This is a genomic window from Archangium violaceum, assembly GCF_016859125.1.
GTDB lineage: Bacteria > Myxococcota > Myxococcia > Myxococcales > Myxococcaceae > Archangium > Archangium violaceum_A.
The window spans coordinates 3718707-3741153 of the sequence record NZ_CP069338.1; the positions used below are offsets into that span (position 1 = coordinate 3718707).

At 68.7% G+C, this 22447-nt stretch carries 17 protein-coding genes; 13 read left to right on the top strand and 4 right to left on the bottom strand.

Annotated elements, in window-relative coordinates:
* Positions 1–163 precede the first annotated feature (163 nt).
* From JQX13_RS15970 to JQX13_RS15980, 3 genes are all read left to right on the top strand, one after another.
* Positions 164–1570: a PLP-dependent aminotransferase family protein gene (locus JQX13_RS15970; RefSeq protein WP_203409870.1), complete on the top strand. Its 1407-nt coding sequence runs from the start codon at positions 164–166 to the stop codon at positions 1568–1570.
* 118 nt (positions 1571–1688) lie between these two features.
* Positions 1689–2264: a Uma2 family endonuclease gene (locus JQX13_RS15975; RefSeq protein WP_203412046.1), complete on the top strand. Its 576-nt coding sequence runs from the start codon at positions 1689–1691 to the stop codon at positions 2262–2264.
* Positions 2265–2430: 166 nt separating this feature from the next.
* Positions 2431–3792, top strand: a complete 1362-nt coding sequence (locus JQX13_RS15980; RefSeq protein ID WP_203409871.1) for a hypothetical protein — start codon at positions 2431–2433, stop codon at positions 3790–3792.
* 112 nt (positions 3793–3904) lie between these two features.
* Here JQX13_RS15980 and JQX13_RS15985 read toward each other — a convergent pair whose 3' ends face one another.
* The 3 genes from JQX13_RS15985 to JQX13_RS15995 form a co-directional block, all read right to left on the bottom strand.
* Positions 3905–6616: a tetratricopeptide repeat protein gene (locus JQX13_RS15985; protein WP_203409872.1), complete on the bottom strand. Its 2712-nt coding sequence runs from the start codon at positions 6614–6616 to the stop codon at positions 3905–3907.
* 77 nt (positions 6617–6693) lie between these two features.
* Positions 6694–8058, bottom strand: a complete 1365-nt coding sequence (locus JQX13_RS15990; RefSeq protein WP_203409873.1) for a hypothetical protein — start codon at positions 8056–8058, stop codon at positions 6694–6696.
* A 92-nt stretch (positions 8059–8150) separates the two neighbouring features.
* Positions 8151–9074 (bottom strand): heme-dependent oxidative N-demethylase family protein, encoded by a 924-nt coding sequence (locus JQX13_RS15995; protein WP_203409874.1) that lies wholly within the window; start codon positions 9072–9074, stop codon positions 8151–8153.
* Between the two features lie 402 nt (positions 9075–9476).
* On the opposite strand from JQX13_RS15995, the gene JQX13_RS16000 reads away from it, so the two are divergent.
* The 6 genes from JQX13_RS16000 to JQX13_RS16025 all read left to right on the top strand — a co-directional run bounded on the left by JQX13_RS16000 (position 9477) and on the right by JQX13_RS16025 (position 16889).
* Positions 9477–10544: a thiamine pyrophosphate-binding protein gene (locus JQX13_RS16000; protein ID WP_203409875.1), complete on the top strand. Its 1068-nt coding sequence runs from the start codon at positions 9477–9479 to the stop codon at positions 10542–10544.
* A gap of 75 nt (positions 10545–10619) precedes the next feature.
* A complete protein-coding gene (locus JQX13_RS16005) occupies positions 10620–11768 on the top strand; it encodes a zinc-dependent alcohol dehydrogenase (protein ID WP_203409876.1) in 1149 nt (382 codons plus the stop codon).
* Between the two features lie 11 nt (positions 11769–11779).
* Complete coding sequence (locus JQX13_RS16010; protein ID WP_203409877.1) at positions 11780–12160, top strand: hypothetical protein; 381 nt, start codon at positions 11780–11782, stop codon at positions 12158–12160.
* 137 nt (positions 12161–12297) lie between these two features.
* A complete protein-coding gene (locus tag JQX13_RS16015; RefSeq protein ID WP_239014777.1) occupies positions 12298–13011 on the top strand; it encodes a CHAP domain-containing protein in 714 nt (237 codons plus the stop codon).
* A 135-nt stretch (positions 13012–13146) separates the two neighbouring features.
* Positions 13147–15756, top strand: coding sequence for a sensor histidine kinase (locus tag JQX13_RS16020; protein WP_203409878.1), 2610 nt, complete (start codon positions 13147–13149; stop codon positions 15754–15756).
* Positions 15753–16889 carry an aminotransferase class V-fold PLP-dependent enzyme gene (locus JQX13_RS16025; protein WP_203409879.1) on the top strand — a complete coding sequence of 379 codons (1137 nt, stop codon included), beginning with the start codon at positions 15753–15755 and terminating at the stop codon, positions 16887–16889. Before JQX13_RS16020 ends, JQX13_RS16025 begins: the two co-directional genes overlap by 4 nt.
* A 6-nt stretch (positions 16890–16895) precedes the next feature.
* On the opposite strand, the gene glgC is transcribed toward JQX13_RS16025, so the two are convergent.
* Complete coding sequence (gene glgC, locus JQX13_RS16030; RefSeq protein WP_203409880.1) at positions 16896–18149, bottom strand: glucose-1-phosphate adenylyltransferase; 1254 nt, start codon at positions 18147–18149, stop codon at positions 16896–16898.
* Between the two features lie 238 nt (positions 18150–18387).
* On the opposite strand from glgC, the gene JQX13_RS16035 reads away from it, so the two are divergent.
* The 4 genes from JQX13_RS16035 (at position 18388) to JQX13_RS16050 (ending at position 22398) form a co-directional block, all read left to right on the top strand.
* Positions 18388–18834: a hypothetical protein gene (locus tag JQX13_RS16035; RefSeq protein WP_203409881.1), complete on the top strand. Its 447-nt coding sequence runs from the start codon at positions 18388–18390 to the stop codon at positions 18832–18834.
* A 72-nt stretch (positions 18835–18906) separates the two neighbouring features.
* Positions 18907–20544, top strand: a complete 1638-nt coding sequence (pgm, locus tag JQX13_RS16040; protein WP_203409882.1) for a phosphoglucomutase (alpha-D-glucose-1,6-bisphosphate-dependent) — start codon at positions 18907–18909, stop codon at positions 20542–20544.
* Positions 20545–20596: 52 nt separating this feature from the next.
* A complete protein-coding gene (locus JQX13_RS16045) occupies positions 20597–20986 on the top strand; it encodes a GNAT family N-acetyltransferase (protein ID WP_203409883.1) in 390 nt (129 codons plus the stop codon).
* Between the two features lie 905 nt (positions 20987–21891).
* A complete protein-coding gene (locus JQX13_RS16050; RefSeq protein WP_203409884.1) occupies positions 21892–22398 on the top strand; it encodes an ABA4-like family protein in 507 nt (168 codons plus the stop codon).
* Positions 22399–22447: the final 49 nt, after the last annotated feature.

Below are 22447 nucleotides of genomic sequence, written 5' to 3' on the forward strand. Positions count from 1 at the left end.
TTCGGCTCCTCGTGCTGAGGGGACGGGGTGCTTTCCGTCCAGGGCTCGGGCTTTCCCCAGTGGCTCGCGCTTCTCCCCGGAATCTTTCGTGACAATCCGAGGTAGAATCGAGACAATCAGTTACGTTGGCAGCGGTATTCCGTCAAGTGTATCGATTGTCACCATGACAAGTTGGATGCCGGAGCTCCGGGGACGCAGCGGGCCGCTCTATCGAGCCATCGCGGACGCGCTCGCCGAGGACATTGACGCGGGGCGTCTGGCCCCCGGCACCCGGCTGCCCACGCACCGGGAGTTGGCGGAGCGGGTGGGCGTCACGGTGGGGACGGTGACGCGCGCGTACGCCGAGGCCGAGAAGCGGGGACTGGTGAGCGGAGAGGTGGGCCGCGGCACCTTCGTGAGGGACCGCGACGCGCCCGCGCACATGCCCACGCCGGTGGAGTTGGCTCACGACGACTCTCCGGTGGAGCTGGGCATCAATGCTCCGGCGACGCCCGAGGGGGATCCGGCGAGCCAGGCGCTCCGCCGTTCGCTCGAGGAGCTGGGCCGGACGTCGAAGCTGCCGGAGTTGCTCGCGTACCAGCCCGCGGCGGGCACCACGGCGCACCGGGCGGCGGGAGCGGCGTGGGCGTCGCGCTTCGGGCTGCGGGCGCGGCCGGAGCAGGTGGTGGTGTGCGCGGGCGGGCAGCACGCCATGGAGGTGGCGCTGGCGGCGCTCACGCGGCCCGGGGACACGCTCGCCACCGAGGCGCTCACCTATCCGGGTATCAAGGTGCTGGCGCGACGCTTCCAGCTGCGGCTGCAGGGCGTGGCCATGGACGCGGAGGGGCTGGTGCCCGAGGCGTTCGAGGCGGCGTGCCGCAATGGCACGGTGCGCATCCTCTATACCCAGCCCACGTGCCACAACCCCACGGGGGCGGTGATGCCGGAGGAGCGGCGCCGCAAGGTGGCCGAGGTGGCGCGCCGCCACGGGGTGATGGTGCTGGAGGACGACTCGTACGGGTTGCTGGCGGAGGCGAGGCCCCCGCCGCTCTCCACGTTCCTGCCCGAGGCGAGCTACTTCATCGCCGGGGTGTCGAAGCTGCTCACGCCGGGGCTGCGCATCGGGTACCTGGTGGCGCCGGCTCGGGCGAGGGGCGAGCGCCTGGCGGAGGAGGTGGGGCTGGCCTCGCTGATGACGACGCCGCTCATGGCGGAGGTGCTGGCGCGCTGGGTGGAGGACGGCACGGCGGACGAGCTGGTGGTGCGCCAGCGGCAGGAGGTGGCGGACCGGTTGGACCTGACGCGCGCGATGCTCGGGCGTGGGGTGCAGCGGGGCGTGCCGGTGCCGCTCTATCACCTGTGGCTCGGGCTGCCGGAGGGGCGGCGGAGCGAGGAGTTCGTGGCCCAGGCGCGGCGCAACGGGGTGTCGGTGACGTCGGCGGACCTGTTCACCACGGGGCCGGGGCCGGTGCCGGCGGCGGTGCGGGTGTGCATCGGAGCGCCCCGCACGCGCGTGCAGCTGGAGCGCGGCCTGCGGCGGCTGCGCGAGGTGCTCGACGCGGGGCCCGAGCCCATGGCCGCCATCGTCTGAGCCCCTGGAGTGCGTTGCTCCTTCTTCCACGCGTGCCTACCTGGAATGTCGGACGAGTGGGTAGACTGGAGAAGTCACGGCGGGAGAGCGACCCGCCGTGCATCCAGGAGGCATGGCGATGGGGAATGGGAAGAAGCCGGCGACCTACGAGGACATCGAGGCCCTGCCGGTCGGGTGGGTGGGGGAGATTCTGGAGGACGAGCTGTGGGCCTCTCCGAGGCCGGCGGTGGGGCATGCCCATGCCACCTCCGTGTTGAGCGCCAGGCTGGTCAATCTCTTCTCGCTCGGGGAGGGAGGGCCCGGTGGGTGGTGGATCCTCTACGAGCCGGAGCTGCATCTGGGCCGGGACATCCTCGTGCCGGACCTGGCCGGGTGGCGCCGTGAGCGCATGTCCAGGCCTCCTTCCCCCGGGGAGCCCTTCGTGACGTTCGCTCCGGACTGGGTGTGCGAGGTGCTCTCGCCCTCCACGGTCGTCGTCGACCGGAGCCGCAAGCTGCCCATCTACCATCGCGAGGGCGTGGCGCACGCGTGGCTCATCGATCCGCTCGCGCGCACCCTGGAGGTCTTCCGGCGCGAGTCTTCCGGCTGGCTGCTCACCGCGACGCACGAGGGAGACGCGCAGGTGCGCGCCGAGCCCTTCGACGCGGTGTCGCTCGGGCTGGGCGCGCTGTGGCTGGCGCGTGTCGGCGGGTGACCTTCGCGGTTGGGACGGAAATCTCCCGGGCGGGATGGTCCTGGAGGCCGGGCGCGGGCGTGTCTCCACTCGGGGGATGCGGCTGAGCGCGGCTGGCAGGCGTGTTGCTTGAGCGGCTTCCCGAAACGTCTCTGGCCACGTGCCAGTTCCGAGGGAGTCATCGTCGATGCGTCGAGGTGTTGGGGAAGTGTGGCTGCTGGGCTGCGTGTGGATGATGTGTGTGGCCATGGGTTGTGGGCTCGTGGCGCCAGCGGGGAGTCCGTGCGCGCCCGAGTCGGGCCAGGACTGTCCCGTGGGCGAGGCCTGCGTCGACGGAGTGTGTGTCGAATCACCGGAGGCCGGGGAGAAGTGCGTCGCGGGAACGAAGCGCTCCTGCGAGGAGGGCTGCGCGGGCGTGCGGACGTGCGGCGCCGATGGAACGTGGGGCCCTTGCGAGACGTGCGATACGGGGCAGCGCTGTGTGAGCGGCCAGTGCGTCTGTGACCCGAAGTCCTGTGCGGATGGCTGCTGCCAGGGAAACACCTGCGTGCCCGGCACGGCGGACGCGGCCTGTGGGAAGGGAGGGGTGGCCTGTGAGAGCTGCCCGGGCGTGTGTGATGCCTCGCGGCGGACGTGCGCGGGCTGTGTCGATGACACGCAGTGCGGCGGCGCGACGCCCCGGTGCGACACGCGGACCGGGAGCTGCGTCTGCTCGAGGTCGGAGCAGGCCGAGAGCCGGTGCACCGATGGGCAGGACAATGATTGCGATGGGCTCGCGGACTGCGCGGATCCGGACTGCAACGCGAAGACCTGCGGCGCCAACGGCAGGGTTTGTGGCAACTCCGGCTGTGCCTGCCCGGGAGGCCCCACCGAGCTGGCGTGCGGTGATGGGCAGGACAATGATTGCGATGGGCTCGCGGACTGCGCCGACCCGGACTGCAACACGCGCTCCTGCGGCACCACGGGCAAGGTCTGCGGCGGTAGGACGTGCACCTGCCCGGGCGGCTCCACGGAGCTGGCGTGCGGTGATGGCCAGGACAACGATTGTGATGGGCTGGCGGACTGCGCGGATCCGGACTGCAATGCGAGGACGTGCCGCACGGCGGCCGGCGTGTGCGACCAGGAGGAGGTGTGCACCGCGGGGGTCTGCCCTTCGGACAAGCGCATCGGCAACGACGTCATCTGCCGGCCCTCACGGGGGGCGTGCGATGTCGAGGAGCGATGTGATGGCGCGGGCACCGCATGCCCCACTGACCGGAAGGTGGCGGCGGGCACCGTGTGCCATGCCTCGGCGGGAGCCTGCGATCCGGCCGAGACCTGTGACGGCATCAATCCGGTGTGCCCGGCCAACAGCTACCATCCCTCGGGCTACGTCTGCCGTGCGGTGAGGGGGGAGTGCGATGTCGCGGAGCAGTGCTCGGGTGCGAGTCCCTCCTGCCCCAACGACGCGGTCGACAGTGGCCGGTGCAATGATGGGAAGAGCTGCACCTCCGACACGTGTGGGCCCGACGGCATGTGCCGATACATCCCGATCGGCGTCTGCCGCTGAGCGGGAGCGGCGGCGACGAGTGCTGCTGGGGGCGGGGGCTTCAGCTTCTGCCTCCCGGGCGTGTTGCGGCGAGTGCATGCGGCGGGGCAGCCGGAGCGAGTTGGGAGCTGATTCACTCCTGCCCTGCGAGGATAAGGCGTAATCCCGGGAGCGCTGCTTGGGTGATGGGATGCTCCGCTCCCAATGCGCCGAGCAGTGAGTCCATGGCCTGCCGGGCTGTCGTGATGGCTTCAGGCTTCTTCAGTGCGGACTGGAGCCGCGCCAGCAGGTTGAGGATTTGTGCTGTTTCGGGATGATGCATTCCCCAGGTTTCGCGGGCAATGTCGAGGGCTCTGCGCAGGAGCGGTTCTCCTTCGCCTGGGTGCCCTTGTGCAGCTAGACAAAAGCCGAGCCTCGCCAGTGTGGGACAGAGTTGGGGATGGCGAGGACCGAGTGTCTGCTCCTTGAGAGCAAGGGTCTGGCGCAGCAGGTTCTCCGCCTCGGCATGGCGACCCTGGCTTGCGAGCACCCCAGCAAGTGCGCTCAGCGATATGCCATAATCAGGGTGCTGCGGGCCGAGTGTCTGCTCCTTGATGGTGATGGACTGGCGCAGCAGGATTTCCGCCTCGGAGTTGCGGTCCTGGTGTTGGAGCGACAGCGCCAAGGTATGAAGCGAAGCACCATAGTCAGGGTGCTGCGGACCGAGTGTCTGCTCGATGATTGCGACCGATTGTCGCAACAGGTGTTCTGCCTCAGCGTAGCGGCCCTGTCTTTCTAGAACCGCAGCGAGTTCGTGGCGCGCAACAGCATGGTCAGGGTGTTGTGGGCCGAGAGACTTCTCGATGATGGCAAGAGACTGGCGCAGCAGAGCCTCTGCTTCGATGTACTGGCCTTGCCTTTCGAGCACTCCGGCCAGTTCATGAAGCGAAGCGCCGTGGGAGGGGTGCAGAGGGCCGAGAGATTGCTTTGTGATGTCAATAGACTGACGTAACAGTTCCTCCGCCTCGGCATAACGGCTCTGTCTTTCAAGCACGATGGCTAGAGCATGGAGGGATGCGCCATAGTGCGGGTGTTGCTTGCCAAGCACTTGCTCGTTGAGAACAAGAGACCTGCGCAGTAGCTCCTCCGCCTCTGTATATCGACCCTGCTGTTCAATCACTAAAGCTAGCTCGTGAAGTGAAGCGCTATAGTCGGGATGACGAGTACCGAGCGACTGCTCGCCGATGGCGAGGGACCTGCGCAGTAGCTCTTCCGCCTCTGCGTAGCGGCCTTCCTTGCCGAGCAGTGTCGCAAGGTTATGAAGAGACGCTCCGTAACGGGGGTGTTGGGCGCCGAGCATCTGCTCCTCAAGGGTAAGAGACTTGCGTAGTGTCTCTTCCGCCTCTGCGTAGCGGCCCTGCCTTTCGAGCACCATGGCCAGGATCTCAAGTGATGTCCTGTAGCCCGCTTCCCGTGTGGCGAGCGACTGTTCCTCGAGCGCAATGGATTGGCGTAGGAACTTCTCTGCCTCGGTGTAATGACCCTGTTGGTGGAGCACGTATCCCAACTCGTGAAGAATCCACGCGCGAGTCGAATCGGGTATCAGCTTGCTCGTCGTGAGCTGTCCTCTGAGAAGCGATTCCGCTTCGGCAGGTCGCCCTTGCTCGACAAGCACCCTGACGAGGAGAGCCCAATTCGAGGGATCGGCATCCACCGCATGCCTGGACCAGACATCGGCTACATCCAGAGCTCCCGCGGAAATGGCTGCGGATACCGACTGCCCCCAGCGCATACCTGTCCGACGTGTATGCCGAAGCAGCGCTTCCACGAACTCTCCTCGTGTCTCCAATATGCTGAGTTGCCCCTCAAAAGGGAGTGCCTTGGCCCACGCGGACCACCATTCCGCGTCTTCCCTCTCGACCTGCGCTTCCTGGCTCAGCTGTTTCTCGAGGGTGTCCAGTTCTTCGTCACGCAGCGACCGCATTCGCTCTCGCTCTGCAGCGAATGCGCGCATGGCGGGAGGAGGTGCCCTTCCGCGTATCAGCTCCTTCTCTGTCACCAGCCCATGCGCGATGGCCAACCGTCCAACGGTCGCTCCCGGATCCGCTTCCTTGAGAATCTCCTCTTCCAAGGTGCGCTCACCCAGGCCTTGTTCCATGAGCCCACCCAGTAACTGGATGGCTTCAGGTTCCAGGTTCACCAGTGCCGCGAGCCGACCCGGAAACGCTGCTCCGGTTTGCTTCAACCGCTCGCGTGCTTCTCCTGGTTCGGTCACCTGTCCATGCACTTCCCACCATCCTGGAGAAGGCACGGCCGGCTCGATCAGGAGGGTCCGCGTCCGCCGCCCGGCCTCCGCCAGTGCCCAGCGCACCCGTCGCAGCCGGAAATCTCCATCCACCTCCGTCCAGGCGAGCCACTCCTCCCGCTTGCCTGCTTTTGCCTCTGTGACGAGCTCTTCATAGGGTCTGGCCGCGCTGACTCGCCGAAGCACCCGGCGCGGCCTCGCCGCAGCGAAACTCGCCTCCAGGTCGCCCCCCGTCCAGGTGATGCCAGGCACTCGGGCCGCCAGGGCCAGGCGGAGGCCAGCCACTGCATAGGGGGCGGGTCCCGCGGGGCACTCCAGCCGGAGCGAAATCCAATCGAGGAAGTCCACCGCCTGGCGCGACAGCGCCACGGATACCTCGCGCGTGCAGAACAAGACGACGCGCAGTGCATGCGAGGCGAAGAGCGGCCGGTTGAGGTTCAGCCAGTCCGCATCCTCCGCGCGCGGTACGAGGACGAGCGTCGAGCCGGGTTTGACCTCCGCCAGTTGTTGGGCCTCGGTGTGGACCTCCAGCTCCGGGGCGAGGGGGTACAGCGCCCGCACCAGTTCCCCCAGCCGCTCGGGGCGGGCGTGATCCACCAGGACCAGCAACCCGGCGCGAGACAGTCCCAGCGAGACCTTCAGCCTTCGGAGCCAGCCTGGGGTGCCCTGACCAGATGCATCGTTAGGAGTGGATGGGGGTAGTACCATTCAGAGTCATTGGGGTAGGGCAACAGGTGCTGGTAGTCGAGCAACTCATGCGCCAGCTCCCCTGGTGGCAGCCGGTGCTGCGGATCCTTCATCACGTCCTGCAGGAGCCGGATGTGATCCGTGTTCAGTCCTGTCTCCTGCCTCAACCGCCATTCATCCAATACCTGCTTCACCAACTCGGACGTCGCGGCGGGGGCATCCTGGTCCCACGCCATCTCCGAGAGGGAGCGGATGAACCGGACGAAGTCCCTCGCTCGCCCACCCGAGCGATAGGCGAGCTCCCTGAGCAGCTCGGGGCTCACCAATCCCAAGGCGTCTTCGCCCAGGTCCTTCACCCGCTGGGTGTAGAGAGCCAGGAAGAAGTCCACTCCGGACCCGGGGCGGCTCGGCTCCTGATGGTCCAGCACGGGCTCGTTCACCAGTGCGGTGGCCTTGAATCCGCGCACTCCCGCCCTGGCCAGGTCGTGCCGGAGGGCGAAGGGGCCGCATACCACCAGTGGGCAGATGAGTTGGGAGAGGAGCTGGGATTCGACGAAGAGCGCCTTGGCACGAGGCAGGTCCCGGAGCCGGTCCAGGCCATCGATGACGAGGAGCACCTTCCGGTGCTTCTGCTGCACTTCGCCCAGGAGCAGGTTGACGGCGCCCAGGAGCTCCTGCACCTGACGGTCCTGATCGGGCAGCGCCTTCTCACTGCGTCCCAGCGGGAGGTTCCAGGAGCGCAAGGCACCCATGACGGTCTTGGCTGTTTTGAGCCCCAAGGCCGCCCCCGCCGCCTCCACGCCCAGTGCGCCCGTGCTGGCGAGGGTCGCTCCCAGATCCAACGCCTCCTTCGCGAAGGAGCCCAGGTCGAGCTGAGGGGCCGGGGTCTTCGTCGCCTCAGCCAGCCCCTGCCAGGCCTTGCCGAGTTGCTTCACCATTTCGGGATCCAGCTCGGTTCCCAGCCGCTCCTTGAAGCGGAACACCAGTGCGAGGCCGGCCAGGAAGCACACCTCCCAGGCCTGGATTCGATACAGCGCGTTCGGGTCCTTCACCACGTTGGTGAAGTGCCGCTCGAGGTCCAGGAAGACGACCAGTTCGCGCTCCTCCCGCTCTTCCGCGACGCGCAGCAACTCCGTCGTCTTCCCCGTGCCCACCGTGCCCATGAGCAGGATGCGCGGTGTTCCGAAGGGCCGGTCCAACGTCTCCAACATCTTCCCGGCCGGGCTATGCGGGCGCGGGGCCCGCCATTGCAGGGGGGCGGGCAACTCCGGGTCGAAACGCTCGTAGAGTTCTCGCCAGAGGTCGCGGCGTGACATGGTGAGGGCGTGTATCATCGGCCTCCAGAGTCGGCGAGCCAAAGGCAGGGAGAGCCTGGGTGAAGTCGTCCCATGGCTGACGTCACTTCTGGTCAGGGCGCGTCTGCTTCCAGCCAGGCCACGAGCGGCTCGAGGAGCGGGGTGATTCCCTTGTAGGCGCTCGTGTCCGGGGGCACCGTGCGCAGCACGTTGGCGAGGCGGCGCCGGCGCGCGGGGTCCACCACCTCGGTGGCCACCGGGGCTCGGTAGGTGTGGATGGTGAAGAGGATGGCGCCCGTGCGTGGCAACAGCGAGAGCGTCTGCCGCTCCAGCCGCAGGAAGCACCGCTCCCCCGCGTTGTGCGCGGTGATGCCCTCGAACAGGTGGCGCCACTCGGGCTTCGTCCAGGGCTCGAGGTCCAACCGGTGGGTGACGGAGAGGGCCCAGTTGACGCGGGTGACGGGGCGCCCGGGTTTGAGCCCCTCCATGAGGCGCACGGTGGAGGCCCCCAGCTTCGTGCCGAAGTTCGGCACCGGCGCGTGGATGTCGAGCAGCGAGCGCCCCATCTTGTCCTCGAGGCACCAGCCGGAAGGGAAGCACAGGAGCCCGGCAATCATCGGCAGGCCCTCGCGCGTGCCGTCCATCAACAGCAGGTCCTCCTGCACCTGCCGGCCCAGCCAGTCGAGCGGGGCCCGCGGCAGGCTATCCGTCCTGCCTGGCGTGAAGACCGTCTCCGTGCCGAGCAGCAGGTTGCGCCAGCGCCACTGCTCGCCCTCCACCTCCAGGGTGAAGTGCCGGGGGTGCTGGCGCGCCAGGAGGGGGAGCAGCTCCGTCACCGTCTCCCACTGGTGCGGCTCCGTGCCGGGCTCGGCCTGGAAGCGGGCGCGGTGATGGGCGGCGAGCAGGGACTCCTTGAGTGCGAGCTCCTCGCGGTAGTGCGGCTCGTCCACCTCGATGAGGGGCTCGTCGGGCCGCAGCGCGCGCACGCCCAGCGTCATCGCGAAGCGGTCCTGCTCGAAGGGGAAGTAGGGCAACATGGCGGCTTCGCTCCTCCCGGACGCCAGAGTCTACGCGCCGGGTCCCTCACCCGCCTACCAGGGAGGCTCGGGAGGTCTCATTCCTGAACGCCCCTGCTCCGTGCCAAATGCCAGGGCACCCGCCTCGTCGAGCGTGAATGTCCGGGGTCCGAGGCGCCGTGGAAGTCCGGAGCAGCCGGGCAGGAGTGCCCTCCGGCGGCCGGCGCTGGGGCGGAACGGGCTGCCGGGCCTGTGAGTGAACCGGGCTCACCCGCATCGTACCGGTGCCTAGGTTGACGGTGCGGAGGGACGGCTCGGGGCGGACGTGCCTCCAGGGGAAGGAGTGGATGCGGGCCTCTCGCGTGCGTGGCCTTCCCCGTGTCGTTCCCTGTCTCCCGACGGCCCCGACCGAGGTCTCGTGCCATGAGCGGAACCGTCAGTGATTACCTGCTCTACCGTCTCGGCCAATGGGGTGTCCGGCGTCTCTATGGATACCCGGGGGACGGCATCAACGGCATCCTCGGCGCGCTCGGGCGCAACTCCGAGTTCCAGTTCATCCAGGCACGCCACGAGGAGATGGCGGCCTTCATGGCCTGTGCCCACGCGAAGTTCACCGGCGAGCCGGGCGTGTGTCTGGCCACCTCGGGCCCGGGCGCCATCCACCTGCTCAATGGCCTCTACGACGCGAAGCTGGACCACCAGCCCGTGGTGGCCATCGTGGGCCAGCAGAAGAGCATGGGGCTGGGCGGCCACTATCAGCAGGAGGTGGACCTGCCGGTGCTCTTCAAGGACGTGGCGAGCGAGTACACCGTCATGGTCTCCCACCCCTCGGCCATCCGCCACGCGGTGGACCGGGCCCTGCGCATCGCCCGGGCCGAGCGCACGGTGACGTGCATCATCATCCCCAACGACGTACAGGAGTCGCCCTACCAGCGGCCTCCGCAGGTGCACGGCTCCATCCACTCCAGCGTGGGCTACAGCGAGCCGCGCGTGGTGCCGAAGGAGCAGGACCTGCGGCGCGCCGCGCAGGTGCTCAACGAGGGCAAGAAGGTGGCGATGCTGGTGGGCGCCGGAGCCCTGAACGCGGCGGACGAAATCATCGAGGTGGCGGACCTGCTGGGCGCGGGCGTGGCCAAGGCGCTGCTCGGCAAGGAGCAGCGCGTGCTGGAGGGAGACCCGAAGTACCCGGCGTCGCAGGACCTGCCGGACTTCCCCTACGCGCGTTACGCCGAGTCGCTCGGCCTGCGTGGCATCCGCGTGGACAGGCCGGAGCAGATTGTCCGCGCCTGGGACGAGGCGCTGAGCGCGAACAAGCCGGTGGTGCTCGAGGCGTACGTGGACCCGGACGTGCCGCCGCTGCCGCCGCACATCTCCCTGGAGCAGGCGAAACACTTCGCCGAGGCCATCTTCAAGGGAGACGAGAAGTCGGCCGGCGTCATCAAGCAGTCCATCAAGGGCATGGTGGAGCAGCTCAAGCCGCACAAGAGCTAGCGCGAGCCGGGGGGCTCGAGAGGTGTCAACACTCGCGCCGCGGGGGCGGCGCGACACCCAGGAGGGGAGTGGACAATGCAAGCCATGGTGTACGAGGGGCCCTACCGCGTGCGCGTGGGGACGAAGCCGGACCCGGTCATCCAGCATCCCAACGATGCGATCATCCGGGTGACGCGCTCGGCCATCTGCGGTTCGGATCTGCACCTGTTGCACGGGCTGGTGACGGACACGCGGGTGGGCTGCACGTTCGGCCACGAGTTCGCGGGCGTGGTGGAGGAGGTGGGCCCCTCGGTGCGCTCGCTGAAGCCGGGGGACCGGGTGGTGGTGCCGTTCAACATCTCGTGCGGCAGTTGCTTCTATTGCAAGCGCGGGCTGTTCGCGAACTGTGAGAGCACCAACCCGAGCAGCGACCTGGCCTCGGGCGTGTATGGGTATTCGCACACCACGGGCGGCTACGAGGGCGGACAGGCGCAGTACGTGCGCGTGCCCTTCGCCGACGTGGGGCCGATGAAGATTCCCGACGACATGGACGAGGAGGAGGTGCTCTTCCTGAGCGACATCCTGCCCACGGGCTACCAGGGGGCGGAGATGGGCAACATCCAGCCCGGGGACACGGTGGTGGTGTTCGGCGCGGGTCCGGTGGGGCTGTTCGCGATGAAGTCGGCGTGGCTGCTGGGGGCGGGGCGCGTCATCGCGGTGGACCACGTGGCGTACCGGCTGGACTTCGCGCGGAGGTACGCGCAGGTGGAGACGCTCAACTTCAAGCAGACGGACGTCATCCCCGCCCTGAAGGAGATGACGGAGGGGCGCGGGCCGGACGTGTGCATCGACGCGGTGGGCATGGAGGCCGAGGGCTCGACGCTGCACAGCGTGCTGGGAGTGAAGCTGAAGATGGAGGCGGGCTCGCCCACGGCCATCAACTGGTGCATCCAGGCGGCGCGCAAGGGAGGCACCATCTCCATCATCGGCGTGTACGGGCCGCCGTGGAACCTGGTGGCCATCGGCACGGCGATGAACAAGGGCCTGACGTTCCGGATGAACCAGTGCAACGTGAAGCGCTACATGCCGCACCTGCTGGAGCACATCCGCGAGGGGCGCATCGACGCCAAGGGCCTCATCACGCACCGCTTCCCGCTGGCGGAGATTTCGCGGGCGTACGAGCTCTTCGAGAAGAAGCAGGATGGGTGCATCAAGTGCGTGCTGCTGCCGCACGGGCATGCGTGAGGAGACAGGACATGGCCGAGCTGATGACCTCCGAGCAGAAGCACCGGGAGATTCCTGGCTGGGGTGTGGATGGGGACCCGAACAAGAGGCCCGGGGTGCCCATGCTGTTGAAGCCACGGGTACGCGGGGGCGCGCACTGGGAGAAGCCGGAGCGCCAGCCACCGCCGGACGTCCCGGTGTTGAAGCGGGCGGAGCTCGATGAATTGACGCCCGCGTTCAGCACGGCGATACCGCCGAGGGGCCTGAGTGGGGTGTTGCGGCGGGTGGCCTACGGGATACCGGAGCACCTGGTACGGCACGTGATGTTGCTGCTGCTGGCGGACCGGGTGGACGTGGTGGAGTCGAGGCTGTTCCGCTTCCCGCTCCAGGTGTTGCGACGCCTGCGTGCGTGACCCCTCCCGGGCCGGCGTGCGTGGCTCGGTGCCGATGTGGGCCCTGGGGGCGTAGGCAGGTGGACAGGCGGGCAGGGGGGAGCGGAGGGCCGAAAGATCGCCCGTGAATGCGCGGGGCGTTACGCTCGTCTGCTCGGATGATGCTTCGCAAGCTCCTGCTCCCCTTGATGCTCGCGGTGCTCGGCTCGGCTCCGGCCGTTGCCGCACCGCGTGAATCGGTGAAGCCCGTGGCGAAGGCGAAGAAGGCCTCGGGCGGCACCAAGGTCCAACGTTCACGCGGCTCCACGGCCGCCGTGAAGGCCACGTCCTCGAAGAAGAAGCGGCCCGCCGTCCGGCTCACCCGTGGACGGCGCGTGGCCCGCCGCGCGGGCTCCCTCGTGGGCACCTCGCTGGCCTCGCAGCGCGTCCCCGACGATTGCTCCGGGCTGGCGCGCGCGGCCTACAAGTCCGTGGGCATCGAGTTGCTGTCGCAGGGCTCGCTGCCAGGGGAGAACGCGGTGAGCGCCATCCACCGGCGCGCACAGCGCTCGGGTGCGCTCCACCGCGGCACGCCGAAGCCCGGCGATCTCATCTTCTTCCGCGAGACGTACGACCGCAACCGGGATGGCGTGCGCAACGACGGGCTGACGCACGTGGGCGTCATCGAGTCGGTGGAGCGCGACGGCACCGTCGTCTTCGTGCACCGCGGGGGCAGTGGCGTGAGGCGCGCGCGGATGAACCTGCGCATCCCCTCGAAGCACGCCCAGGGCGGGCGCGTCCTCAACGACTACATCCGCCGGGCCGAGGGGGGGCAGCGCGCGCGCCTCACCAGCGAGCTCTTCAGCGGCTATGCCTCGGCCGCCCGCCTGTAGGCACCCGCGGAACAGTGAAGTAACAGGCGTGGGACGCGGCGTGCTCTCCAACGCCTGGCTCGTTCCTCGGGGCAGGAGGAACAAATGGCTCGGGTGTTGTTGAAACGGAGGGAGTGCTCCTGACCACGGGGTCTGATGAGTGAGAGGCGGCAGCGGGTGGCACGGCAATCGATGGAGCGGCTGCTGCGCCTGCAGGAGGTGACGAGCGAGCTGTCGCAGGCGCTCACGCCCGAGCAGGTGGCCCGTGTCATCGTCCGGCAGGCCGGGCCCGCCATGGGGGCGTGCGATGCCTGCATCTATCTCCTCTCGGAGCCCGGGGTGCTGCGCTTCGTCCAGGCGATGGGGCTGCCCGAGGCGGCCTTCGAGCGCTGGCAGCGGCTGTCCGTGGATGCGCCCGTTCCCATCGCGGAGGCCGCTCGCGAGGAGACGCCCGTCTGGGTCGAGTCATTGAAGTCCTTCCGCCAGCGCTACCCGGCCCTCGACGACATTCCGCTGAGCCAGGATGGCGCGTGGGCGTTCCTGCCGCTCCACGTGGATCGCCGGTTGCTGGGAGTGCTGGCGGTTGGCTTCCCCTTGGAGCGTGGCTTCGCCGCCGAGGACAAGGACTTCGCCTGTCTCATCGCCAGGCAGTGTTCGCAGGCGTTGGAGCGCGCCCTCCTCTATGCGCGCGAGCGTGAGCTGCGCGAGGCGGCGGAGCGGGCGCGGGCCGAGGTCGAGGAGCAACGCCGCCTGCTGGAATCGGAGCATCGCCGTCTCCAGGCCGTGCTCCAGCAACTGCCCCAGGGCGTCATCCTCGCCGAGGCCCCGAGTGGCCGGATGGTGATGGCCAATGACCAGGTGCTGCGGCTCGGGAGGGGGCCCGTGCCTCGCGATTGGCGCCTGGAGGAGTACTCGGCCACCCGCGGTTTCCACCCGGACGGGCGGCCCTACCTCCCCAACGAGTGGCCCCTGGTTCGCGCCCTCGGGGGAGAGGCGGTGCGCGGCGAGGTCGCGGAGTTTCCTGGCAACGGTGGCCCTCCGCTCATGCTCGAGATGAGCGCCGGGCCGGTGCGTGACGCGGAGGGCCGGGTGACGGCCGCGGTCGCCGTCCTCGAGGACATCACCGAGCGGCTGCGGATGGAGCGGGCCCTGCGCGAGGGCGAGTGCGTGTTCCGCCGCATCATGGAGTCCAACATGATGGGGCTGTCCTTCTGCGACAAGGACGGCCTCCTGCTCGAGGCCAACGACGCCTTCCTCTCGCTCGTCGGCCACGAACGGGAGGAGTTGCGGAGGGGCCACCTGCACTGGCGGAATCTGTTGCCCCGAGGGGAGGAGTCGATCGAGCACGGGCTGCGCGAGCCGTGGACGCACGGCACGTCCCCCACCATCGAGTTGGAGCTGCGGCGTGGGGATGGCAGCCTCGTGCCGGTGCTGACGGGCTCGGCCTGGGTGGAGGAGCAGGAGCGTGTCCTCACCTTCGTGTTGGACCTGTCGGACCTCAAGCGGGCGGAAGGGGCGCTGCGCTTCCTCGCCACGGCCAGCCGCATCCTGGGCCAATCGTTGGAGGTGCCCGACGCCACGCTCCAACACGTGGCGTGTCTCGCGAGTCTCTCGGTGGCCTCCTGGTGTGTCATCGACCTGGCCACACCCGAGGGGCTCCTGCGCCGGGCGGCCGTGGCCCACCGGGAGGGGGAGCGCGAGGAGCGGCTGCGGCGGGGGTGGCCTTTGCCCCCGTTGAAGGAGTCGGGGGGGGCCCTGCTGGACGCGATGCACGCGGGCGAGCCGCTGCTCTTCCCGGACTTCGGCGTGGAGACGTGGCGGTACCTGGCCTCGGGAGCCGTGCCCGAGGTGGAGGGCATGGCGCGAGAGGCGTGCTCGGTGCTGGTGGTGCCGGTGCGCTCGCACGAGCGCACCCTGGGCCTCGTCACCCTGGGCTCCTGCTCGCCGCGGCGGCGCTACGGCCCGGAGGACATCTCCCTGGGACAGGAGCTGGCGCACCGCGTGGCGGCGGCCTTGGAGAGCGCGCGCCTCTTCATGGAGTCGCAGCGCGCGGTGCGGCTGCGCGACGAGTTCCTCGCGGTGGCCTCGCACGAGCTGAAGACGCCGCTCACGCCACTGCGGTTGCAGCTCCAGGGGCTGTGGCGGGTGGTCGAGTCGCGGGCGGGCCGGCCCGTGGACCCCGAGCGTGTGCTCCGGGCCGCGCGGATCTGCGAGGCCCAGGTGCGCAAGCTGTCGGGGCTGGTGAATGACCTGCTGGACGTGTCGCGGCTGGCGCAGGGCCGGCTCCCGCTGCGCCTGGAGCAGGTGAACCTGGTGGCGATCGCGCGGGAGGTGATCGCTCAGTTCTCGGACGACGCCGCGCGCGCGGGCTGCGCGGTGGAGCTGTGGGCCGGACCGGCCGTGGTGGGCCACTGGGACCGGGTGCGGCTGGAGCAGGTGGTGACCAACCTGTTGACCAACGCGCTCAAGTACGGGGCGGGCCGGCCCGTGCACGTGCGCGTCTGGATGGAGGGGGGCGTGGCGCGGCTGTCGGTGCGGGACGAGGGCATCGGCATCGCGCCGGAGCACCGCTCGCGCATCTTCGGCAAGTTCGAGCGCGCCGTGTCCGAGCGCCACTATGGCGGGCTGGGCCTGGGGCTCCACATCACACAACAGATCGTCCAGGCGTTGGGGGGCTCCATCCTGGTGGAGAGCGAGCCGGGCCGGGGCTCGACCTTCACGGTGGAGTTACCACCCGGGGTGCACGATATGCTCGCGCACCCATGATCCTCCCCACCCAGAGGCACCTCTTCGACCTGCCCGACGACGTCACGTGGCTCAACTGCGCGTACATGTCCCCGCAGCTGCACGCGGTGACGGAGGCGGGGAGGGAAGCGGTGATGCGCAAGGCGCGGCCGTGGCTGGTGCGGCCCGAGGACTTCTTCACCGAGTCGGAGGCGCTGCGGGGCTCCTTCGCGCGGCTGGTGGGTGGGGACGTGGAGGGCGTGGCGCTGGTGCCCTCGGTGAGCTACGGGATGGCGGTGGCGGCGGCCAACGTGCCGGTGCGCGTGGGCCAGCGGCTGCTGGTGCTGGCCGACGAGTTCCCCTCCAACGTGTACCCGTGGCGCGAGCTGGCGGAGCGCTCGGGGGGCCAGGTCGTCACCGTGCGCAGGCCCGAGGACGGGGACTGGACGCGCGCGCTGCTCGCGGCGCTGGACGAGCGCACGGCGCTGGTGGCGGTGCCGCACTGCCACTGGACGGACGGGGGACTGGTGGACCTGGTCCGGGTGGGGGCGCGGGCGCGCGAGGTGGGGGCGGCGCTGGCGGTGGATGGGACGCAGTCGCTCGGCGCGCTGCCGTTGAACGTGGCGGAGGTGCGGCCGGACTTCCTGGTGTCCGCGGGCTACAAGTGGTTGATGGGGCCCTACAGCCAGGGCTTCCTCTACGTGGCGCCGCGCTTCCGAGAGGGCCGGCCCCTCGAGCACAACTGGCTGCTGCGGGGAGGCAGCGAGGACTTCTCGCGGCTGGTGGACTACCGCGACGACTTCCAGCCGGGGGCCCGGCGCTTCGACGTGGGCGAGCGCAGCAACTTCGTGCTGGTGCCCATGGCGATGGAGGCGCTGCGCCAGCTGCTCGCGTGGGGCCCGGCGGACGTCCAGGAGACGCTGCGCGCGTTGACGGAGCGCGTGACGAAGGGCGCGAGGGCGCTCCACCTGGAGGTGCCGCCCGAGTCGTTGCGGGCGGGGCATATGGTGGGGCTCAAGCGGCGGGGGGGCTATGGGCCGGAGGTGGCGGCGAAGCTGGCGGCACGCAAGGTGTTCGTGAGCGTGCGCGGGGACAGCATCCGCGTGTCCCCGCACCTCTACAACACGGAGGCGGACGTGGACCGGTTGCTCGAGGAGCTGGATGCGCTCGTGTGAGCCGGCTCACTCGAAGCGGTAGCCCTTGGGCACCACGACGATGCCGCTGTCCGTGACGGTGAAGCCGCGCGCCTTGTCCTGCGCCAGGTCGTAGCCGACCTTCGTGTTGGGCGGCACGCGCACGTCCTTGTCGATGATGGCGTTGCGGATCTTCGCGTGCCGGCCGACGTCCACCTCGTCGAAAATGACGGAGCGCTCCACCAGCGAGTACGAATTCACGCGCACGCGGCGGAAGAGGATGCTCTCGCGCACCGTGCCGCCGGAGATGATGCAGCCTCCGGCCACCATGGAGTTGAGGGCGCGGCCCACGCGCTCGCCCGCCTCGTGGACGAACTTGGCCGGCGGGCTGTACTCGACGGCGGTGCGCAGCGGCCACTGCGGGTTGAAGACGTCGAACTCCGGGTTGACGGAGACGAGGTCCATGGAGGCCTCGTGGTACGCCTCCAGCGTCCCCACGTCCTTCCAGTAGGTGTTGGCCCTGTCCTGGCCGGGGATGGGGTTGGAGTGAAAGTCATACGCCTGGATGTGGTAGCCGTCGCGCAGCGCGCGCGGCAGCACGTCCTTGCCGAAGTCGTGCTGCGAGCCCTCGGTGCGCGCGTCCACCTCGAGCAGCTCGGTGAGCACGCGGCGGCTGAAGATGTAGTTGCCCATGCTGCACAGGGCCAGGCCCGGCTTGTTCGGCATGGGCTTGGGCTCCTTGGGCTTCTCCTGGAACTCGATGACGCGGCCGCGCTCGTCCACCTGTATGACGCCGAAGCGCGTGGCCTCCGCCACCGGCGTGGGATAGGCGGCGATGGTGATGTCCGCGCGCTGGGCCTCGTGCTGCTCCAGCATGTGCGCCACGTTCATCTTGTAGATGTGGTCGCCGGAGAAGATGGCCACGTCGTCGGCGCGGTAGTTCTCCACCAGATGGAGGTTCTGGTAGATGGCGTCCGCCGTGCCCCGGTACCAGACGTTGCCCAGCTCCTCGTAGCGGTACATCTGCGCCGGCGCCAGGGTGATGAAGTAGTCGGCCAGCAGGCCCGAGCCGAAGCGCCAGCCGCGCTGGATGTGCTCGGTGAGCGACTGCGCCTTGAACTGCGTCAGCACATAGATGGAGTAGACGCCCGAGTTGAGGAAGTTGCTCAACGCGAAGTCGATGATGCGGAACTTCGACCCGAAGGGAACGGCGGGCTTCGAGCGCTTGGACGTCAGAGGAGCCAGGCGCGTGCCCTGTCCCCCCGCGAGAATCATCCCGAGGATGCGGCGCTTGCTGCTCATACGATGGTGAACCCCCTTGGCGGCTCGGAGTATAGAGAGGCTTTCAAGAAAAGCCCGGATTTGGTGAGGCTTCACGTTCGACGCTGGAACGACACTCCGCGTCAGAGAAGTGCCCCGCGAGGCCACCCCGAGGAGCGGCCGGCCAGGGAGGCGCTCCCCGTCAATGGGTTCCCAATGGCTTTCCTGCTGAGCACGTTCCCGAGCAACCAAGACAGTTCTTCACAGGGGGAATGAATCCATGACCAAGACCCGGCTCATCCTGGCTGGCCTCGTCGCTGGCGCCATGGCGGTGGGGACCGCGTGCAAGTCGAACTCGGCGGCCGAGCGCTCCGAGCCCACGGAGCAGACCCAGACTCCGGCGGAGAACCAGGGCGGGACCACGCCCGGCTCCACCAGCCCCGGCGGCACGGGCGGCGCCGGCGACATGGGCACCGGCGACATGGGCACCGGCGACACCATGGGAACCGAGCCGGGCGTTGGCTCGGGCACCGTGGACCCGGGCAGTGACATCGACCGCGGTCCCGAGCTCGCTCCCGACACGGGGGGCTCCGGCGTGATGAACCCGGAGAACGACCAGGGCATGGGCGGCACCGGTGACCTGGGCCCGGACGACCTCGGCGGGACGGGGGGTTCCGGCGCCGAGGGCAGCGAACCGTTGGAGGGTGAGCAGCTGAAGCGTCCGTAAGGGCGTGAACGAAGCGACACATCCTCGAAAACGGTGCACGGCAGCGGGGCCACGTGGCGCTAGATTGGCCACGTGGCCCATCCTCTCGCTGGCAAGCTCCCCCCCGACTCCATCCTCATCAACCCCGAGACGCTGCGCTCCCAGTACTACTCGGAGCGTCCGGACGTGCGCGAAGCCGAGCAGCGCGTGGCTTTCGGTACCTCCGGTCATCGCGGCTCGGCCGCGCGCCGCAGCTTCAACGAGGCGCACATCCTCGCGGTGACGCAGGCCGTCTGCGAGTACCGAAAGAAGGAAGGCATCGACGGCCCCCTGTACCTCGGCATGGACACGCATGCGCTGTCCGAGCCGGCCCAGCGCACGGCGCTCGAGGTGCTCGCCGCCCACGGCGTCCAGGTGCGCTTCACCGACCGGGCGACGCCCACGCCGGTCATCTCGCACGCCATCCTCATCTACAACCGCGGGCGCGAGCAGGGGCTGGCCGATGGCATCGTCATCACGCCCTCGCACAACCCGCCCGACGACGGTGGCATCAAGTACAACCCGCCCAACGGTGGCCCCGCCGACACGGGAATCACCGGGTGGGTGGAGAAGCGCGCCAATGAGTTGCTCGCCGCGGGCAACACCGGCGTGCAGCGCATCCCCTACGAGCGCGCGCGCACCGCGCCCACCGTGCAGCTCCATGACTTCATCACCCCGTACGTCGAGGACCTCGGCAACGTGGTGGACCTGGAGGTGGTGCGTGGGGCGAAGCTGTCCATCGGCGCGGACCCGCTGGGCGGCTCCAACCTCGACTACTGGGAGCCCATCGCCGCGCGCTACGGCTTGAACATCCAGGTGGTGAACAAGACGGTGGACCCCACCTTCCGGTTCATGCGCGTGGACCACGACGGCAAGATTCGCATGGACTGCTCGTCCCCGTACGCGATGGCCGGCCTGGTCGAGCTCAAGGACCGCTACGACATCGCCTTCGGCAACGACACGGACTCGGACCGGCACGGCATCGTCACCCGGAGCTCGGGGTTGATGAACCCCAACCACTACCTGTCCGTGGCCATCAGCTACCTCTTCCGCAACCGTCCGGGCTGGAAGGGCGACGCGGGCGTGGGCAAGACGCTGGTGAGCAGCAGCATGATCGACCGCGTGGGCAAGGACCTGGGCCGGCGCGTGGTCGAGGTGCCCGTGGGCTTCAAGTGGTTCGTGGACGGGCTGCTGGAGGGCTCCATCGGCTTCGGCGGCGAGGAGAGCGCGGGCGCCTCGTTCCTGCGCCGCGACGGCACCGTCTGGTCCACGGACAAGGACGGCATCATCCTGGACCTGCTGGCCGTGGAGATCCTCGCGCGCACGGGGAAGGACCCGGGCGAGCACTACCAGGAGCTCACGAAGAAGTTCGGCTCGCCGCTCTACACGCGCATCGACCAGGCGGCGACCCCGGCGCAGAAGGCGGCGCTCAAGAAGCTGTCGCCCGAGGCCGTGCGCGCCACGTCGCTCGCGGGCGAGCCCATCCTCCAGCGCCTCACGCGCGCTCCCGGCAACAACGCGGAGCTGGGCGGACTCAAGGTGGTGGCGGAGAACGGCTGGTTCGCCGCGCGGCCCTCGGGCACCGAGGACGTCTACAAAATCTACGCGGAGAGCTTCCGGGACGCGAAGCACCTCGAGTCCCTCGTGGACGAGGCGCGGCAGATCGTCAGCGACGCCTTCGCGCGCGGCTGAGCCCTGGGATGATTCGCGAGGCCGATCCAGCGGACGCGGGGCCCTCCAGCGGTTGTATGAGCTGCTGGTCCCCCACAATCCGCGTATCCGCGTCCTGCTCGAGCGCCTCGAGCGCCTGCGTGGAGCCGCGGATGACTTCTGCTTCGTGGACGAGCGGGACGGCCAGGTGGTGGGGACGGTGCTCCTCCACCTGTGCCCGGACGTGATGTTCGAGGATCGGCCCTACGCGCTACTGGAGAACCTCGTCGTGGACCCGGGGGCGCGAGGCAGGGGCTCGGGCCGGGCGCTGCTGGGGCAGGCCGAGCGTGTGTGCCGCGAGCACGGCTGCACGAAGGTGGTGCTCCTGAGCGGCGTGCACCGGACGGCGGCCCACACCTTCTTCGAGCGGCTCGGGTACAGCGGCTCGGTGAGCCGCGCGTTCAAGAAATACCTTCTCCGGTAGCGGATGGCTTAACATCCGTCGCCAGCAGTCCCCCCGAAGCCAAGGAGAGAAAATGATGAAGTCGGGATCGACTCTGGCGTCCTTCTTTGTGGTTGCCCTGATGGTCGTTGCGGCGTGGCCCCTGGCTTCCGCCCATGCCGCGAATGACGAGCGCGATGACACCGCGGCTGACGTCTGCCTCTCCCGTGGTGGGGAGGAGGCTCCTGCCGTAACGCTGGAGACCCGCTCCGAACCGGTCGCGGCCCAGGGGGCCGGCGAGTCCACGGCCGCGGTCGGGTACTGCACTCTGGATTGCTCGTACTGCTCGACGGACTCTGACTGCTGGAGCCGTCGAGCGGGAAACTGTGAGCCCATCAAGCTCTGCCGCCAGGGTTCTCCGGGCGTGCAGGTGAAGTAGGCGCGGCTCCCGCTCTCACAGAAGATTCCCGGGCGGCAGTACGCCTGCTGTGCTGCCCGGGCGCTGTCCCTCTCAAATGAGGGTTTCGAAAAAAAACATGGACAGATTTTGGAAGCGGCCTTAGTTTGTCCATCGACGCGCCACCCGCGTCTCTCATGATCTCTGCCCGCTAACCACCGCTCCGCCGCGCGATCCTCTGGGTGAATCGCCTACCGACACCGGTAGGACGGTGCTCATGCGTCGCCGCGAGTGCGCAGTCCTCGACCACGAGCCGCGAATTTCCGCGCGAGCACGTGTCGTGGGCCCGTGAAGGTGGAGTGGGGTGCCGACAAGCGAACCGAGGCCCTGGTTGCCCACCTTCGTGGGTGCTTCGTGCTCGTTCGTCACCCGACAGGCTTTCTTCAACGTGTGTCGGGGCGGGCAGCCCGGAAAAAGACATCCAGCGCCACGGCTTCATCGCGTGTCGGTTCGTCCTGAACCCGAACCCCTGTGATGACCGGAGGACTGTATGAGAGCTGAAACCCTGTTCCTTGTCTTTACGTATGGTGTTGCACCCGCGTGGGCCCTTCTGGTGTTCGCTCCGCGTTGGAAGTGGACGCAGAAGATTGTGCACGCGGTGGTGATACCGGTGATGCTAGCGCTGGCCCATCTCGGCTTCATGCTGTTCGCGGCCTCTCCTCCCGAGGGAGCCAGCGCGGCGACGCTCGAGGGCGCCATGCGGCTCTTCCAGGAGCCGTGGACGGCGTTGGTCTGTTGGATTCACTACCTGGTGTTTGACCTGTTCGTCGGTGCGTGGGTGGTCCGAGACGCGCTCCGGCGCAAGGTTCCCCACCTGGCCGTCGCTCCGTGTGTCCTGCTGACGTATCTGTATGGTCCGCAAGGGATGCTGCTGTACTTCATCGTTCGGTTCATCTCCCGGCGGGTTCTCACCATGGAGGAGGCAACCGGGTCCACGAGTGCAGCCGCTCTTCCCTCCACGGAGACTCCGGCCCCAGGGCGCCTGGTGAATGTGTGAAGGACTGCTCCACTGCGTTGTCCAGCCTGTCAGCGCAGTGGGGTGGCTG

Coding starts and splice junctions, on each gene's coding strand:
- JQX13_RS15970 (WP_203409870.1), top strand. CDS start 164: ATGACAAGTTGGATGCCGGAGCTCCGGGGACGCAGCGGGCCGCTCTAT.
- JQX13_RS15975 (WP_203412046.1), top strand. CDS start 1,689: ATGGGGAATGGGAAGAAGCCGGCGACCTACGAGGACATCGAGGCCCTG.
- JQX13_RS15980 (WP_203409871.1), top strand. CDS start 2,431: ATGCGTCGAGGTGTTGGGGAAGTGTGGCTGCTGGGCTGCGTGTGGATG.
- JQX13_RS15990 (WP_203409873.1), bottom strand. CDS start 8,058: ATGTCACGCCGCGACCTCTGGCGAGAACTCTACGAGCGTTTCGACCCG.
- JQX13_RS15995 (WP_203409874.1), bottom strand. CDS start 9,074: ATGTTGCCCTACTTCCCCTTCGAGCAGGACCGCTTCGCGATGACGCTG.
- JQX13_RS16000 (WP_203409875.1), top strand. CDS start 9,477: ATGAGCGGAACCGTCAGTGATTACCTGCTCTACCGTCTCGGCCAATGG.
- JQX13_RS16005 (WP_203409876.1), top strand. CDS start 10,620: ATGCAAGCCATGGTGTACGAGGGGCCCTACCGCGTGCGCGTGGGGACG.
- JQX13_RS16010 (WP_203409877.1), top strand. CDS start 11,780: ATGGCCGAGCTGATGACCTCCGAGCAGAAGCACCGGGAGATTCCTGGC.
- JQX13_RS16015 (WP_239014777.1), top strand. CDS start 12,298: ATGATGCTTCGCAAGCTCCTGCTCCCCTTGATGCTCGCGGTGCTCGGC.
- JQX13_RS16020 (WP_203409878.1), top strand. CDS start 13,147: ATGAGTGAGAGGCGGCAGCGGGTGGCACGGCAATCGATGGAGCGGCTG.
- JQX13_RS16025 (WP_203409879.1), top strand. CDS start 15,753: ATGATCCTCCCCACCCAGAGGCACCTCTTCGACCTGCCCGACGACGTC.
- glgC (WP_203409880.1), bottom strand. CDS start 18,149: ATGAGCAGCAAGCGCCGCATCCTCGGGATGATTCTCGCGGGGGGACAG.
- JQX13_RS16035 (WP_203409881.1), top strand. CDS start 18,388: ATGACCAAGACCCGGCTCATCCTGGCTGGCCTCGTCGCTGGCGCCATG.
- JQX13_RS16050 (WP_203409884.1), top strand. CDS start 21,892: ATGAGAGCTGAAACCCTGTTCCTTGTCTTTACGTATGGTGTTGCACCC.